This window comes from Burkholderia sp. BCC0097, assembly GCF_902832985.1.
Taxonomy (GTDB): domain Bacteria; phylum Pseudomonadota; class Gammaproteobacteria; order Burkholderiales; family Burkholderiaceae; genus Burkholderia; species Burkholderia orbicola.
This window is the reverse complement of record NZ_CADFDM010000003.1, coordinates 753,412-768,471: the sequence shown is the minus strand read 5'-3', so window position 1 is coordinate 768,471 and position 15,060 is coordinate 753,412. Positions and strand designations below refer to the sequence as shown.

Sequence of the window (15,060 nt, the reverse complement as noted above, 5' to 3'; positions counted from 1 at the left end):
CTTGACGAAAGCTTATTCTACACTGTAGAATTATTTCTGCGGTGTAGAAATTGGGTGTCCCGGCACCTTTCAAGACGTGCTTTCGCACAGTCCGGGATCCAGGCGGCACGAGCGTGCCCGCCGTCAACACGGGCCATCGCGCCTCTTTTCTCGTTGACACCCATGTGGAACCGGCTGCCCCCACCCGCGAAGCCGACAGGCTCTTCGACAGGCGGCCCAAGACCATGCAAGTGCAATCATGACGTCCAACAACAAGCCCTTGATCCAGGGCGAAGCGCGTTTCGCGCAAACGCAACTGAACATCGAAAAAGACAACTGGAACTGGTGCGATCCGGCCCGCTACGACGGCGAACGCCCGGCCAACTGGTACGAGGCGTCGTTGTCGCGCCATGAAAACAGCGCGCCGCTCGCGCACGACATCGTGTGCGACGTGCTCGTGATCGGCGCCGGGCTGCTCGGCGCATCGGCCGCGCTGCATCTCGCGCAAGCGGGCGTCGACACGATTCTCGTCGACAAGCATCACGTCGGTTCGGCCGCGTCCGGCCGCAACGGCGGGCAACTCACGCCCGGCCTCGCGCGCTGGGAAGCGGCCGACATGATCGAGAACCTGTCGCACGCCGATGCGAAGCGGCTGTGGCGCTTCGCGTCGGCCGAGTCGATGGACCTGATCGACGAAATCGGCGCCCGCTACGCGCTCGATCTCGACCGCAAGCGCGGCCACGTCACGGCGGCGGTTCACCCCGGCCACATGAGTGCGCTGCTCGACGGCGCGGATGCGCGCCGCCATCTCGGCGACGCGGGCGTGACGCTCGTCGGCCGTCATCAGCTGCACGACGAATACGTGCGCTCGGGGCTGTATCACGGCGCGGCGATCGACGCGATCGGCGGGCAGATCCATCCGCTCGCGCTGGTGCGCGGCCTCGTGCACGGCTTCCGGCTGAACGGCGGTGCCCTGTTCGAAGGCACCGAAGTGCTCGAGCTCGACGAGACGCCCGCCGGCGTCGTCGCGACGACGCCGGGCGGCACCATCACCGCGCGCAAGGGTGTGGTGCTCGCGCTGCACAACACGACGTTCCGGCTGCTCGACGACGGCGCGGCGACCACGGTGCCGTTCTTCACATACGTGAGCGTGACGGCGCCGCTCGACGTCGACGTCGCGACGCTGCTGCCGGCCGGCATGCCGGTGTACGACACGCAGTTCCAGATCGACTACTACCGGCCGGTGCGCGGCAACCGCCTGCTGTTCGGCGGGCAGGGCACCGGCAGCTGCTGGGCGCAGCCCGACGTCAACGCGTATTTGCTGACGCGGCTGAACACGGTGTTTGCGCAGCACGACGGCCGCTTCGCGCTCGACTACTGCTGGAGCGGCGTGAGCGACTTCACGCTGAACGGCGCGACCGACAGCCGCAAGACCGACGGCCGCGTGCCGATGTACATGGTGCAAGGCTGGAGCGGGCACGGCGTCGCGCAGACGGTGCGAATCGGCAAGGCGATCTGCGACGATTTCGTCGGCCGCAACGACGATTTCTCGATGCTCACGGGCATCGATCACCGCGCGATTCCGCTCGGCCGGCAGTTGTCGCCGATCGCGATTCCGGCCGCGAAGGCGGCGATGAGCGTGATGAGCGCGCTGAACCCGGGGCGGATGATCTCGTTCTGATCGGCTGCGGCAGGCAATAAAAAGCCCGATGCGAATCGCTTCGCATCGGGCTTTTTTCGTCGGGGCGACGGCGGTGCTTACGCGATCCGCTTCGCGAGTTCGACGGCCTTGCCGATGTACGACGCCGGGGTCATCGCGAGCAGGCGGTTCTTCGCATCCTGCGGGATCGCGAGCGTGCCGACGAATTCCTGCAGCGCTTCGCGCGTGATGCCCTTGCCGCGCGTCAGTTCCTTCAACTGCTCGTACGGGTTCTCGATGCCGTAGCGGCGCATCACCGTCTGCACCGGCTCGGCGAGCACTTCCCAGCAGTTGTCGAGATCTTCGTTCAGGCGCTGCGGATTCACTTCGAGCTTGTCGAGGCCGCGGATCAGCGAGTCGTACGCGAGCAGCGAGTAGCCGAGCGCGACGCCCATGTTGCGCAGCACCGTCGAGTCGGTCAGGTCGCGCTGCCAGCGCGACACCGGCAGCTTGTCGGCGAGGTGGCGCAGCGTCGCGTTCGCGAGGCCGAGGTTGCCTTCCGAGTTCTCGAAGTCGATCGGGTTGACCTTGTGCGGCATCGTCGACGAGCCGATTTCGCCGGCCTTCGTCTTCTGCTTGAAGTAGCCGACCGAGATGTAGCCCCACACGTCGCGGTCGAGGTCGAGCAGGATCGTGTTCGCGCGGGCGACCGCGTCGAACAGTTCGGCCATGTAGTCGTGCGGCTCGATCTGGATCGTGTACGGGTTGAACGTGAGCTTCAGGCGGTTCTCGATCACGTCGCGCGAGAACGCTTCCCAGTCGAATTCCGGATACGCGGACAGATGCGCGTTGAAGTTGCCGACCGCGCCGTTCATCTTGCCGAGGATCTCGACCTTCTCGATGCGCGTGATCGCGCGGGCGAGGCGCGCGGCGACGTTCGCGAGTTCCTTGCCGAGCGTCGTCGGGCTGGCCGGCTGGCCGTGCGTGCGCGACAGCATCGGCTGCTCGGCGTGCGCGTGCGCGAGTGCGACGAGGCGCTGGTAGACCGTGCGCAGTGCCGGCAGGATCACGTGTTCGCGCGCGCCGGCGAGCATCATGCCGTGCGACGTGTTGTTGATGTCCTCGGACGTGCACGCGAAGTGGATGAATTCGCTCGCCTTCTCGAGTTCGGCCTGGCCCTTCACCGATTCCTTCAGCCAGTATTCGACGGCCTTCACGTCGTGGTTCGTCACGCGCTCGATTTCCTTGATGCGTGCGGCGTCGTGCGCGGTGAAGCGCTCGGCGAGCTGCAGCAGGAACTGCTCGGAGGCTTCCGAGAAGCGCGGGACTTCCGCGAAGCCGGCGCGCGACAGCGCGATCAGCCAGTGCACCTCCACGGTGACGCGGTGGCGCATGAAGGCGGCTTCGGAGAGCCAGTCGCGCAGCGCTTCGGTCTTGCTGGCGTAGCGGCCGTCGATGGGCGAGAGCGCGGTGAGGGCGAAAAGCGTATCGGGACGAGTGTCGGACATGATCGGGCAGGGCCTTTTGGGGCCGGGGCGAACGAGGGGAGGAGAATCCGGCATTTTACCATCGGCGCGCGTCGATTCCGGCCGAACCGGTCCGGCCGCGGCTGCCGCGGGCGCGCGCGGTTCGGGCGGCATCGGGGCGTTGCGCGAATGGCGGGCCGGCGGGTGCCCGCGCCGGCTTGCCGGGCCGCGTTCGACGCCGCCGGCCGGGCCCGCCCGCCGGTAGAATGCAGGCTTCTTCCCGACCGCCGCCCGCCGCGCCCGCCTGCATGGAACTGAAATGGCTCGAAGACTTCGTCTCGCTCGCGGAAACGCGCAGCTTTAGCCGGTCCGCCGAGCTGCGGCACGTATCGCAGCCGGCGTTTTCTCGGCGCATCCAGGCGCTCGAGGCGTGGCTCGCGACCGAGCTGATCGACCGTTCGGTCTATCCGACGCGGCTCACGCAGGCCGGACAGATCTTCTACGAGCAGGCACTGACGATGCTGTCGCAGGCGCACGAGGCGCGCACGCTGCTGCGCGGCCACGTCGGCGCGCCGGTGCCGACGATCGAATTCGCGGTGCCGCACACGCTGTCGCTCACGTATTTCCCGCGCTGGCTCGAGCGGATCGAGGCGAAGATGGGCCAGGTCCACACGCGGCTGCGCGCGCTGAACGTGCACGACGCGGTGCTGTCGCTGGTCGAGGGCGGCTGCGATCTCGTGATGGGCTACCACCACCCGAGCCACCCGGTCGCGCTCGATCCGGCCCGCTACGACATGCTCGTCCTCGGCAGCGAGCCGATCAGCCCGTTCTCCGCGCCCGGCCGCGCGGGCCGGCCGCGCCACACGCTGCCGGGCGCGGCCGACGCGCGCGTGCCGTACCTGTCGTATACGCCGAACGCGTATCTCGGCCGGATGACCGAAGTCATCATCGCGAACGCGCCGACGCGGCTGTTCCTCGATCGCGTGTACGAAACCGACATGGCCGAAGGGCTGAAGGCGATGGCGCTCGCCGGCCACGGCGTCGCGTTCCTGCCGCACAGCGCGGTCGACGATGCGGTCGCGGGCGGCCGGCTGATCCGGCTCGACCGGTCGGCGCGCGGCGGCGCGCATCCATTCACGCTGACGATGGAGATCCGGCTGTACTGCGACAAGCTCGCGCTGCAGGGCGACGACCCGCGCCAGAAGCTCGTGCGTGCGCTGTGGGACGTCGTGCGCGACGAACTGCGCGAGACCACCGGCGACACCACGGGTTAACTACCGGCAGTTAATCCGGCCGACCGGCTCACCCAACTGACGACGGCCTTGCAGCGCCTGACGGACGGCTGTCCGGCGGCTGGCCCGCATTCACGCAATCCGATTTTTCACGAACGCGATGCACGGCCGATCGCGGGCGTTCTTGCGCAAATCGACCGCGGATTTGCGAAAAATCGCGATCATGCAAGAAACGCATAATCGAATAAACAAACGGCATTGGATAAAAAAAACGGGTTTTTCGACAATGTGCGCAATCCGTTGAACGTTGGAGCTTCCATGTCTTCGCAACAGCAGTCCATCCCGTCCTACCTGCACGCCGACGATCTCGGCCCGTGGGGCAACTACCTTCAGCAGGTCGATCGCGTCGCGCCGTACCTCGGTTCGCTGTCGCGCTGGCTCGAAACGCTGAAGCGTCCGAAGCGCATCCTGATCGTCGACTGCCCGATCGAGCTCGACAACGGCACCGTCGCGCACTTCGAAGGCTATCGCGTGCAGCACAACGTGTCGCGCGGTCCGGGCAAGGGCGGCGTGCGCTACCACCAGGACGTGACGCTGTCGGAAGTGATGGCGCTGTCGGCATGGATGTCGGTGAAGAACGCGGCCGTGAACGTGCCGTACGGCGGCGCGAAGGGCGGTATCCGCGTCGACCCGCGCAAGCTGTCGCGTGGTGAGCTCGAGCGCGTGACGCGCCGCTACACCAGCGAAATCGGCATCATCATCGGGCCGAACACGGACATCCCGGCGCCGGACGTCAACACCAACGAACAGGTGATGGCGTGGATGATGGACACGTACTCGATGAACCAGGGCCAGACGTCGACCGGCGTCGTGACCGGCAAGCCGATCGCGCTCGGCGGTTCGCTCGGCCGCAAGGAAGCAACGGGCCGCGGCGTGTTCGTCGTCGGTTCGGAAGCGGCGAAGAAGAAGGGCCTGGAAATCGAAGGCGCGCGCATCGTGGTGCAGGGCTTCGGCAACGTCGGCGGCATCGCGGCGAAGCTGTTCCAGGAAGCGGGCGCGAAGGTGATCGCGGTGCAGGATCACACGGGCACGATCTACCAGCCGGCCGGCCTCGATTCGAACAAGCTGCTCGACCACGTCGCACGCACGGGCGGCGTCGCGGGCTTCGAAGGCGCCGAGCCGATGCCGAACGACGAGTTCTGGACGGTCGAGACCGACATCCTGATCCCGGCGGCGCTGGAAAACCAGATCACCGAGAAGAACGCGGCGAAGATCCGCACGAAGATCATCGTCGAAGGCGCGAACGGCCCGACGACGACGGCGGCGGACGACATCCTGAGCGCGAACGGCGTGCTCGTGATTCCCGACGTGATCGCGAACGCGGGTGGCGTGACCGTGTCGTACTTCGAGTGGGTGCAGGATTTCTCGAGCTTCTTCTGGACGGAAGACGAGATCAACCATCGTCTCGAGCGCGTGATGCGCGAAGCGTTCGCCGGCGTGTGGGCGGTCGCGGAAGAGCACAAGGTGACGGTGCGTACGGCGGCGTTCATCGTCGCGTGCAAGCGCATCCTGATGGCGCGCGAAATGCGCGGCCTCTACCCCTGATCGGGCGTCCCCGACCGGGCGTCCCTAACCGGGCGTCCCTAACCGGGCGTCCCTAACCGGGCGTCCCCGATCGACGACCATGATCGATTCATGACGCAATCCACCCGATTGTGGATATGAACCCGCGCGGGCGGTGCCGAATCCGGCACCGCCCGCGCGCGCATCTGGAGCGCCCGGAGCCGGGAGGAAGGCATCGCACAGGGCGATTCGTAGTGCGGTAAACAACCAGTACTTTCAAAAATATTACTTTGATACACTGGCGCGGGTTTTAGCCAAGGAGATGACCAAAATGAAATACCACAAGGCAGTCCTGATGGCCGCGGCGCTGTGCGCGTTCGCAAGCGGCGCGTACGCTCAGGAGACTGGCACGCTGAAGAAGATCAAGGACACGGGCGTGATCGCGCTGGGCCACCGCGAATCGTCGATTCCGTTCTCCTACTACGACCAGAACCAGCAGGTGGTCGGCTATTCGCGCGAGTTCCAGCTGAAGATCGTGGACGCGGTGAAGAAGAAGCTGAACCTGCCGAACCTGCAGGTGAAGAACATCCCCGTCACGTCGCAGAACCGCATTCCGCTGGTGCAGAACGGCACGGTCGACATCGAGTGCGGCTCGACCACCAACAACCTCGAGCGTCAGCAGCAAGCCGCGTTCTCCGACACGATCTTCGTGATCGGCACGCGCCTGATGACGAAGAAGGATTCGGGCGTCAAGGATTTCGCCGACCTGAAGGGCAAGACGGTCGTGACGACCGCCGGCACGACGTCGGAGCGCCTGCTGCGCAAGATGAACAACGACAAGCAGCTCGGCATGAACATCATCAGCGCGAAGGATCACGGCGATTCGTTCAACACGCTGGAATCGGGCCGCGCGGTCGCGTTCATGATGGACGACGCGCTGCTCGCGGGCGAGCGCGCGAAGGCGAAGCAGCCGGGCGAGTGGGTGATCGTCGGCACGCCGCAATCGGAAGAGGCTTACGGCTGCATGATGCGCAAGGGTGACGCCGATTTCAAGAAGGTCGTCGACGACGCGATCTCGCAAGTGGAGAAGTCGGGCGAAGCCGCGAAGATCTACGCGAAGTGGTTCGAGAACCCGATTCCGCCGAAGGGGCTGAACCTGAACTTCCCGCTGTCCGATTCGATGAAGAAGCTGTACGCGAACCCGAACGACAAGGCGCTCGACTGACCGCACGGCCGTTGATGCAGAAATGACGCTAATGAGACGGAAGAGGCCACGCTTCTTCCGTTTCTTTTTGCTGGAGTCTTGCCCATGTCTTACCACTGGAACTGGGGCATCTTCCTGAGCCCCGTGTCGACCGGCGAGCCGACGACTTATTTCGGATGGCTGATGTCCGGCTTCTGGGTGACGATCGAAGTGTCGCTCGTCGCCTGGGTCATCGCGCTGATCGTCGGGTCGCTGTTCGGCGTGCTGCGCACCGTGCCGAACAAGTGGCTCGCCGCGATCGGCACCGTGTACGTGTCGATCTTCCGGAACATCCCGCTGATCGTGCAGTTCTTCGTCTGGTATCTCGTGATACCCGAGTTGCTGCCTGCGTCGATCGGCACCTGGATCAAGCAGTTGCCGCCCGGCACGCAGTTCTTTACCGCGTCGATCATCTGTCTCGGCCTGTTCACGGGCGCGCGCGTGTGCGAACAGGTGCGCTCGGGGATCAACGCGCTGCCGAAGGGCCAGCGCGCGGCCGGCCTCGCGATGGGCTTCACGCAATGGCAGACGTATCGCTACGTACTGCTGCCCGTCGCGTACCGGATCATCGTGCCGCCGCTCACGTCGGAATTCCTGAACATCTTCAAGAACTCCGCCGTCGCGTCGACGATCGGCCTGCTCGACCTGTCCGCGCAGGCGCGCCAGCTCGTCGACTACACGGCGCAGACTTACGAGTCGTTCATCGCGGTCACGCTCGCCTACGTGCTGATCAACCTCGTCGTGATGGCGTTCATGCGCTGGATCGAAGGCCGCACGCGGCTGCCCGGCTATATCGGAGGCAAGTGATGCATCAGTTCGACTGGAGTAGTATTCCCGGCGCGCTGCCGACGCTGTGGTCGGGGGCGGTCGTCACGTTCAAGATCACGCTGATCGCGATCGTGATCGGGATCGTCTGGGGCACGCTGCTCGCGCTGCTGCGGCTGTCCGGCGTGAAGCCGCTCGCATGGTTCGCGAAAGCGTACGTGACGGTGTTCCGCTCGATCCCGCTCGTGATGGTGCTGCTGTGGTTCTTCCTGATCGTGCCGCAGCTGCTGCAGGGCGTGCTCGGGCTGTCGCCGACGATCGACATCCGCCTCGCGTCGGCCATGGTCGCGTTCTCGTTGTTCGAAGCCGCGTATTATTCCGAGATCATCCGCGCCGGCATCCAGGCGGTGCCGCGCGGGCAGGTGAATGCCGCGTTCGCGCTCGGCATGAACTACGCGCAGGCGATGCGCCTCGTGATCCTGCCGCAGGCGTTCCGCGCGATGGTCCCGCTGCTGCTCACGCAGGCGATCGTCCTGTTCCAGGATACGTCGCTCGTGTACGTGATCAGTCTCGCGGACTTCTTCCGCACGGCCGCCAACGTCGGCGATCGCGACGGCACGACCGTCGAGATGGTCCTGTTCGCCGGCGCATGCTATTTCGTGATTTGCTCGTTGGCGTCTGCTCTCGTCAAGGGTCTCCAGAAAAAGGTCACAAGATGATTTCCATCAAGAACGTTTCGAAGTGGTACGGCCAGTTTCAGGTCCTCACCGAATGCACGACCGAGGTGAAGAAAGGCGAAGTGGTCGTCGTGTGCGGCCCGTCGGGCTCCGGCAAGTCGACGCTGATCAAGACCGTGAACGGCCTGGAGCCGTTCCAGCAGGGCGAGATCCTCGTGAACGGCCAGTCGGTCGGCGACAAGAAGACGAACCTGTCGAAGCTGCGCTCGAAGGTCGGGATGGTGTTCCAGCATTTCGAGCTGTTCCCGCACCTGTCGATCACCGAGAACCTGACGCTCGCGCAGATCAAGGTGCTCGGCCGCGGCAAGGACGAAGCGAACGAGAAGGGCATGAAGCTGCTCGATCGCGTCGGCCTGAAGGCGCATGCGCACAAGTATCCGGGCCAGTTGTCGGGCGGCCAGCAGCAGCGTGTCGCGATCGCGCGCGCGCTGTCGATGGATCCGATCGCGATGCTGTTCGACGAGCCGACGTCCGCGCTCGATCCCGAGATGATCAACGAAGTGCTCGACGTGATGGTCGAACTCGCGCAGGAAGGGATGACGATGATGGTCGTCACGCACGAGATGGGCTTCGCGAAGAAGGTCGCGCATCGCGTGATCTTCATGGACAAGGGCGCGATCGTCGAGGACGACCGCAAGGACGATTTCTTCTCGAATCCGAAATCGGACCGCGCGAAGGACTTCCTCGCGAAGATCCTGCACTGAGCGTTCGCGCGTCTTGCGCGCACCCCATGCGAAAACCGCCCGGCATGCCGCCGGGCGGTTTTTTTTCGTCCGCCGCCGGGCGTTACCAGCTGTACCGGTAGCCGACCTGCCCGACGATCCCGCGCCGGTAATCGCCGCCGATGTTGCGTGCGATCTTCGCATTCGCGTACAGCTCGCCCGACTTGCCGAAGCCGGCGGTCACGCCGATGCCGAGCTCGTACCAGGTGCGCCCGAGATGCGTCGCGAACGGCGTGCCGCCGACCACGGTCTGCCCCGGCGACAGGAAGTCGTGCAGCACGTCGGCCGTGAAGTACGGCGTCGCGGCGCCGCCGCCCGCGTCCGACTGGAGGTTCGGCCGGAAGATACGCACGCCGACGCGGCCGCGCAGCGCATTCGTCGTCGTGCCCGACACGGCCGACACGTTGTCGTTGAACCCGTTCAGGTTCAGGTACTGATACATCAGTTGCGCCTGCGGCTCGACCGCGACCGGCAACGTGCCGATCGCGAACGGCTTGCCGACTTCCTGCGACAGCGCGACGCCGAAGCCGTTCTGCGACGCCTCGTTGCCGTAGCTGTCGCGATAGCGGTTGCCGTAGTGCGTGACCTGCCCGACGCTGTCGAAGTAGGTGCCGTCACGCAGATAGCGCGTCCAGTAGCCGCCGACGCTCTGCGCGTGCATTTCGACCGAGCCGGTCGACGTCGACAGGTCGGGCGAGCCTGCGCGCGCCATGTCGCTGAAGCTCGCGTTCGACACGCCGATGCTGGCCGTCACGCCCGCGTGCGTGCTGCCGGCGCCGTCCGGCGCCTGGTCGAGGGTCCAGTCCTTGCCGAACTGCGCGAAGAACGTGCGTTCGTCGGCCGAGAAACGGCCCGCGTTCGCATCGAGGCTCTGGCCGCCGATGCGCCCCCACACGCCGTCGCGATTGCCGGGCTGCTGTTTCTCGACGTTGTAGATGTCGCCGACGCGCTCGTGCAGCCTGCCGAGCGTCGAGAAGCCGTAGTCGGCGTTCAGCAGCGGCGTCATCGCGTAGCCGGAGACGCCCGGACGATACGCGAGCGGGCCGCCGTTGCCATTTGCGTTTCCATTCCCGTTGTTGCCGCCGTCGCCGCCGCCGGACGGGTGGATCGGGTCGCCGGGATCGGTCTGGTCGAGTTGCGAGCGCAGGTACCAGCCGTTCGCGTCACCTTGCCCGCCGCGATAGAGCCGGTATTCGTACGCGCCGGCCTGTACCGCGCCCGCGAGATGGAATGCCGACGCGGCGGTCGTGCCGCCGTTGGCCGTGACGACCACGGGAATCCCGTCGCCGGTCGTCTGCGCGCCGGTGCCGGCCGTGTTGGCGATCTTCAGGCCGGTCGTGCCGCTCGCCGTGCCGCCGTTCACGATCAGCCGGTCGGTCGGCGACGCGTCGGCACCGAGATACGTGTTCAGCGCGATCGTGCCGCCGTTGCCGACGTAGCCGCCCGTCGTCAGCGTCTTGTAGCTGCCGGCCAGCGTCGGCGAGCCGGTCGGCGCGGCGAACGCGACGAGGCCCGCGTTGTTCAGGCTGCTCAGGACTGAACTGCCCGTCATGCGCCACGTGCTCGTGCCGTCGACGCTCAGCGCGACCGGGTCGATCTTCCCGGTCAGCGTCGTGCCGTTCGCGAGGAACACGTTGCCGGTGCTCGACGCGTCCGACACGATGTCGCCCGCGAGGTTGACCGCCGATGCGCTGAACGCCACGTTGCTGCCGTTCGCGAGGTTCAGCAGCGTGCCGTTGCCGGCCGTCACGACCGTGCCGTTGCGTACCGCGATGTCGGCCGTGCCGCCGCGCGCGGCGAACGCCGGCCCGGTGGCGGACGTCACGCTGCCGCCGTCGACGAGTACCGAGCTGGTCGCGCCGTTCGCGAGCGTGTCCGACGTCAGCACGCCGGCCGTCGCGCCGGTGAGCGCCGTGCCGGTCAACGCGAGCACGCCGCCGCTGTTCGCGGTGGCGCCGTTGCCGGCCGCGCTGGCGAGCGACGAACCCGTATCGGCGATGCGGCCGCCGTTTTGCGCGACGACGCCATCGGCCGCCTTGCCCGATGCGGTGACTTTCGCCGCCGACAGCAGGGCTGTCGCGCCACCGTCGATGACGATCGCATGCGCGTTCGCGCCGGTCGTCGCGACGGTCGTCCCGTTGGCCGTAAGCGTGGAGTCGGCTCCCGACACGGACAGGCCGAGCGCGTCGGCCCCCGCCGTGCGGACGACCGTGGCCGCATCGGTCGCGATACGCGCACCCGCGCCGGTCGACGCGAGGCCGGCGGCGCCGTTGCCGGTCGTGGCGACCTGCGTGCCGGACAGTGCGATCGTTGCATTCGCACCGAGGTTGCGGATGCCGCTGCCCGAACCGCCGACCGCGATCGACGTCGCGCCGGCCGCGATCCCGCCGCCCGTGACGGTCGAGTCGATCAGCATGCCGTCGGCGCTGCCGTTCGCGACGACGGTGCCCGCGCCCGACAGCGCGACCGATGCGCCGGCCCCCGTGAGACGCACGCCCGCGATACCGTCGTCGGCTTCGATCGAACCCGCATTGGCGAGCGTGGCCGACGCACCCTGCACGAGCGCGCCGGTGCCGTCGGAGACGCGGATCGTCGACGCGTTGTTCACCGTGCCGAGCGTGCCGGCCACGACGCCCGTCGAGCCGGCGCCGGTCAGCAATACCGTGCTGCGGTTCTCGAGCGTGCCGAGGTTCTGCGCGATGAAGCCGGTCACGCCGGCGGTCGACGACGTGACGGCGGCGTGATTGGTCAGCGTCGTCGCGACCGGTGCGCCGGCAGCCGCGCCGGCGAGGTCGTGCGCCTGGCCGTCGACGATGCCCGCGGTTGCGCCGGCCGCGTTCAGGTTGATCGTCGTGCCCGGGTCGATCGTGCCTGTCGCGCCGCCTTCGACCGCGATCGCGATGCCGTTCGCGCCGTTGACGTCATAGATCGCGTTGCCGGTCGACAGCGTGGTGCCGGCGTCGGTCGCGAGCACGCCGCGCGAGCGCTGGCCGTTGACGTCGGTCGTCAGTGCGCCGGCCGCCGACGCGCCCGTGTAGGCCGCGCCGCCCGCGACACGGAACAGCGTCGAATCGTCGGTGTCGACACTCAGGTGCTGCGCGGCGACGTTGATTTTCGAGCCTGCGCCGTATGCATAGAAGCCGATCTGGTGGGTGCCGGACATGAAGGCCGGCACGGCGTTCGCGCCGACGTCGATCGTCGCGCCCGAACGCGCGTGCACGCCGATCGCGCCGGTGCCCGTCAGGTTCAGCGCACCGTCGAGCGTGGCTTTCGCGAGCGGCCCTTCGGCCCAGACGCCGTAGTTGCGCGTGCCCGACGCGGGATCGAGGCCGCCGGCCACGTCGATCGCGCCGGTCGACGTCGCGGCCGTCGCGTTCGTGCCGGTCCCGACGACCATGATGCCGATGCCGTTCACGCCATTCAGCGTGATCGTGCCCGTATTGGTCACGGTCGCGGCGGTGTCGGCCGCGAGCATGCCGACGTTGGCGAGCGGCGTGCCGGGCGCGGCGCCGTTGACGACGATCGCGCCCGCGTTGGTCAGCGTGCCGGAGCTCGAGCCGATGCTCGCCAGCGCGGCGCCGTTCTGCGTCTGCGTGCCGATCACGATCGTGCCGAGGTTGCTCGCGGTGCCCGACGCGCCGAGCAGGATGCCGTACCCGTGCGCGGACAGCGCGACGTCGTTCGCGGCTTCGGGGGCGGTGGGGTCGTACTGCGCGGCGCGGCCGAGATAAATCGTGCCGCCGGCTTCGTTCGTGAAGCTGCCGCCGGCGACGAGGCCGCCGATCACCTGGCTGTCGAGGGTCGTCGCGTTGACGCCGACGTTGATCGTGCCGGCGTTCGACGCGCGCGCGCCGTCCGTCGCGGCTACCGCGTAGTTCTGCAGGTCGGGGCGCGTGCTGTTGAAGGTCCAGGCGCCGACGTTCATCACGCCGTTGTTGACGAAGGTCGTGCCCGCGCCGTTCGCATAGATACCGCTGCCCTCGGTGTACGTGTTGAGACTGAAGTTGTAGGGCAACGCGGCGCCGCCCGTATTGAAGTTGTCGCCGGCTGCGTAGCCCGACGAGATCACGCCGTTATTCACGCCGCTCGCGCCGGTCAGCAGGCGCGCGAGCGTGAAGTCGCCCGACAGCCGCCCGTCGTTGACGAAGTGCGCGCCGTTTTCCGCGAGGACCGCCGAGCTCGAGTCGATCGTGTTGGTGCCGCGGAAGTCGATCTGGCCGTCCTTGCCGATATGCAGCGTTGCGTTTGCGCCAGTGCCGTGCATGACCGTCAGGTAGTCCATTTGCAGCGTGTTCTTGTCGCCTGGCGACACGTTGTTCGCATACTCGAACGATTGCGTGGAGAACGTGACGGCCTGGCTGAACGCGTGGTCGTAGGCGGCCTGCGAGCCGAGCGCGCCGCTCTGAACCGAGCGCACGAGAAAGGTGTTGTACGCGGCGAGCGACGCGGCGTCGGTGACCGTCCACGTGCTGCCGTCGAAGGCCGTGAAGGTGCCGGTATACGCCGGCACGTCGAGCAGCACGTGGCTGACGGGGCCGCCGCTCGCGAGATAGTCGCCGGTGCCGAGCCAGATCTGGTTGCGCGAGTTCCAGTTGATGACGCTTTGCGCCGTGCCCGTGCCGTCCGCGACGAACAGGTCGGTCTGCTTCGGGGCCATCGTGATCGCGTTGCCGGCCGCCGTCGGCGCGCCCGCCGGATCGCCGATCGACACGTCGAGCGTGCCGCCGGAGCGCTCGACGGTGCCGATCCGCGTGTTCACGTACTGGTTGCCGTTCACGTCGTGATAGACCGGCACGTTGGTCGAGCCGGCGCTCGATGCGGCGAACGCGCCCGAATCGTAGGTCGCGACCGACGCATGGCTGCCAGTGATCGAGTCGGGCGTGCTGACGCTTTGCGTCTTGCCGCCGATCGACAGCAGCGGCTGGTTAGGGTTGCCCGATACCACGGAGGCGCTGCCGAGCGGCGTCAACGTGTAGCCCATGTCGCCGGTCGCGCCCGTCCAGGCGCCGGTCAGGCCGACCCGGTCGCCGCCCGACACGGTCGTGGCGCCGACGAGATCGTTGTTGACGGTCGGGCTGAAACTGCCGAGCGCGCAGGTGGCGCCGTTCGCGACGGCCGCGCCGTTGCCGCAGGTCGATGCGTGCGCGACGCCGGCCGACAGTGCTGCCAGTGCGGCGCCGAGCGCCGCGACACGAAGCGGCGAGCGGCGCGCTGCGTGGTGCGTTGCCTTGCGGGCAGTGCGCTGACTTGACCCCGATGCACCGCTCGAGCGCTTGCCGTGCGCCCGGGTCGTTTCCGCGACCGCGACCCAGCAGCCGGCGGCCTCGCTCCATATCGATCGAAATGAGTGATTCACGACATACCCCTCTTTCTTCTTTTTGACGTGGCATTCGCCGCTATTCGGCGAATTCGCATTCCGCGGTGGGGAAATGATCCGAAGGGGCGTGCGGCGGCTATGGCTACGTGTCGCGCCAATCGTGTTTCGTTACACCGAGGATGGGCGGAGTCTACTGATTCGGGTGGTCGTTGATTATCGAGAAACTGGAAACTGTAATGATGCGAACCGTAGTGCGTGGTATTTTTGATTTGTGTGGTTAATCGAACCGAAGGCTATGGCCGGGGGCAGGCTTGGAGGGGTTTCGTGAAGATCCGGAACGGCTGCCGGAGTAGGTGGGGTAGCGAACGGTTCCGGCTAGGGCGGTACGTTAAAATCC

Annotated in this window: 9 protein-coding genes; 7 read left to right on the top strand and 2 right to left on the bottom strand. The window is 66.9% G+C overall.

All coding sequences use genetic code 11. From position 1 onward, the window contains the following. Positions 1 to 238 precede the first annotated feature (238 nt). On the top strand, positions 239 to 1,660 hold the full coding sequence (locus tag HWX07_RS13215) for an FAD-dependent oxidoreductase (protein WP_175876522.1): 1,422 nt from the start codon (positions 239 to 241) through the stop codon (positions 1,658 to 1,660). A 77-nt stretch (positions 1,661 to 1,737) separates the two neighbouring features. On the opposite strand, the gene purB is transcribed toward HWX07_RS13215, so the two are convergent. Then, entirely contained in the window at positions 1,738 to 3,126 is a 1,389-nt protein-coding gene (purB, locus tag HWX07_RS13210) for an adenylosuccinate lyase (protein ID WP_011544582.1), read from the bottom strand. Positions 3,127 to 3,392: 266 nt separating this feature from the next. On the opposite strand from purB, the gene HWX07_RS13205 reads away from it, so the two are divergent. From HWX07_RS13205 to HWX07_RS13180, 6 genes are all read left to right on the top strand, one after another. Continuing rightward, a complete protein-coding gene (locus HWX07_RS13205; protein WP_175876521.1) occupies positions 3,393 to 4,358 on the top strand; it encodes a LysR substrate-binding domain-containing protein in 966 nt (321 codons plus the stop codon). A 276-nt stretch (positions 4,359 to 4,634) separates the two neighbouring features. Then, positions 4,635 to 5,921 (top strand): Glu/Leu/Phe/Val dehydrogenase, encoded by a 1,287-nt coding sequence (locus HWX07_RS13200; protein WP_175876520.1) that lies wholly within the window; start codon positions 4,635 to 4,637, stop codon positions 5,919 to 5,921. Between the two features lie 289 nt (positions 5,922 to 6,210). After that, a complete protein-coding gene (locus HWX07_RS13195; protein ID WP_011544585.1) occupies positions 6,211 to 7,104 on the top strand; it encodes a glutamate/aspartate ABC transporter substrate-binding protein in 894 nt (297 codons plus the stop codon). An 84-nt stretch (positions 7,105 to 7,188) separates the two neighbouring features. Then, complete coding sequence (locus tag HWX07_RS13190; protein WP_077179112.1) at positions 7,189 to 7,929, top strand: amino acid ABC transporter permease; 741 nt, start codon at positions 7,189 to 7,191, stop codon at positions 7,927 to 7,929. Continuing rightward, positions 7,929 to 8,606, top strand: coding sequence for a glutamate/aspartate ABC transporter permease GltK (gene gltK / locus HWX07_RS13185; RefSeq protein ID WP_011544586.1), 678 nt, complete (start codon positions 7,929 to 7,931; stop codon positions 8,604 to 8,606). Before HWX07_RS13190 ends, gltK begins: the two co-directional genes overlap by 1 nt. Further along, positions 8,603 to 9,328, top strand: coding sequence for an amino acid ABC transporter ATP-binding protein (locus HWX07_RS13180; RefSeq protein WP_175876519.1), 726 nt, complete (start codon positions 8,603 to 8,605; stop codon positions 9,326 to 9,328). The genes gltK and HWX07_RS13180 overlap by 4 nt, the downstream gene beginning before the upstream one ends. A gap of 82 nt (positions 9,329 to 9,410) precedes the next feature. Here the strand turns inward: HWX07_RS13180 and HWX07_RS13175 are convergent, their stop codons facing one another. Next, positions 9,411 to 14,702: an autotransporter outer membrane beta-barrel domain-containing protein gene (locus HWX07_RS13175; RefSeq protein WP_175876518.1), complete on the bottom strand. Its 5,292-nt coding sequence runs from the start codon at positions 14,700 to 14,702 to the stop codon at positions 9,411 to 9,413. Positions 14,703 to 15,060 lie beyond the last annotated feature (358 nt).

Excerpts from the sequence above, each read along its gene's own strand:
- HWX07_RS13215 (WP_175876522.1), top strand. The coding sequence starts at position 239 with ATGACGTCCAACAACAAGCCCTTGATCCAGGGCGAAGCGCGTTTCGCG.
- purB (WP_011544582.1), bottom strand. The coding sequence starts at position 3,126 with ATGTCCGACACTCGTCCCGATACGCTTTTCGCCCTCACCGCGCTCTCG.
- HWX07_RS13205 (WP_175876521.1), top strand. The coding sequence starts at position 3,393 with ATGGAACTGAAATGGCTCGAAGACTTCGTCTCGCTCGCGGAAACGCGC.
- HWX07_RS13200 (WP_175876520.1), top strand. The coding sequence starts at position 4,635 with ATGTCTTCGCAACAGCAGTCCATCCCGTCCTACCTGCACGCCGACGAT.
- HWX07_RS13195 (WP_011544585.1), top strand. The coding sequence starts at position 6,211 with ATGAAATACCACAAGGCAGTCCTGATGGCCGCGGCGCTGTGCGCGTTC.
- HWX07_RS13190 (WP_077179112.1), top strand. The coding sequence starts at position 7,189 with ATGTCTTACCACTGGAACTGGGGCATCTTCCTGAGCCCCGTGTCGACC.
- gltK (WP_011544586.1), top strand. The coding sequence starts at position 7,929 with ATGCATCAGTTCGACTGGAGTAGTATTCCCGGCGCGCTGCCGACGCTG.
- HWX07_RS13180 (WP_175876519.1), top strand. The coding sequence starts at position 8,603 with ATGATTTCCATCAAGAACGTTTCGAAGTGGTACGGCCAGTTTCAGGTC.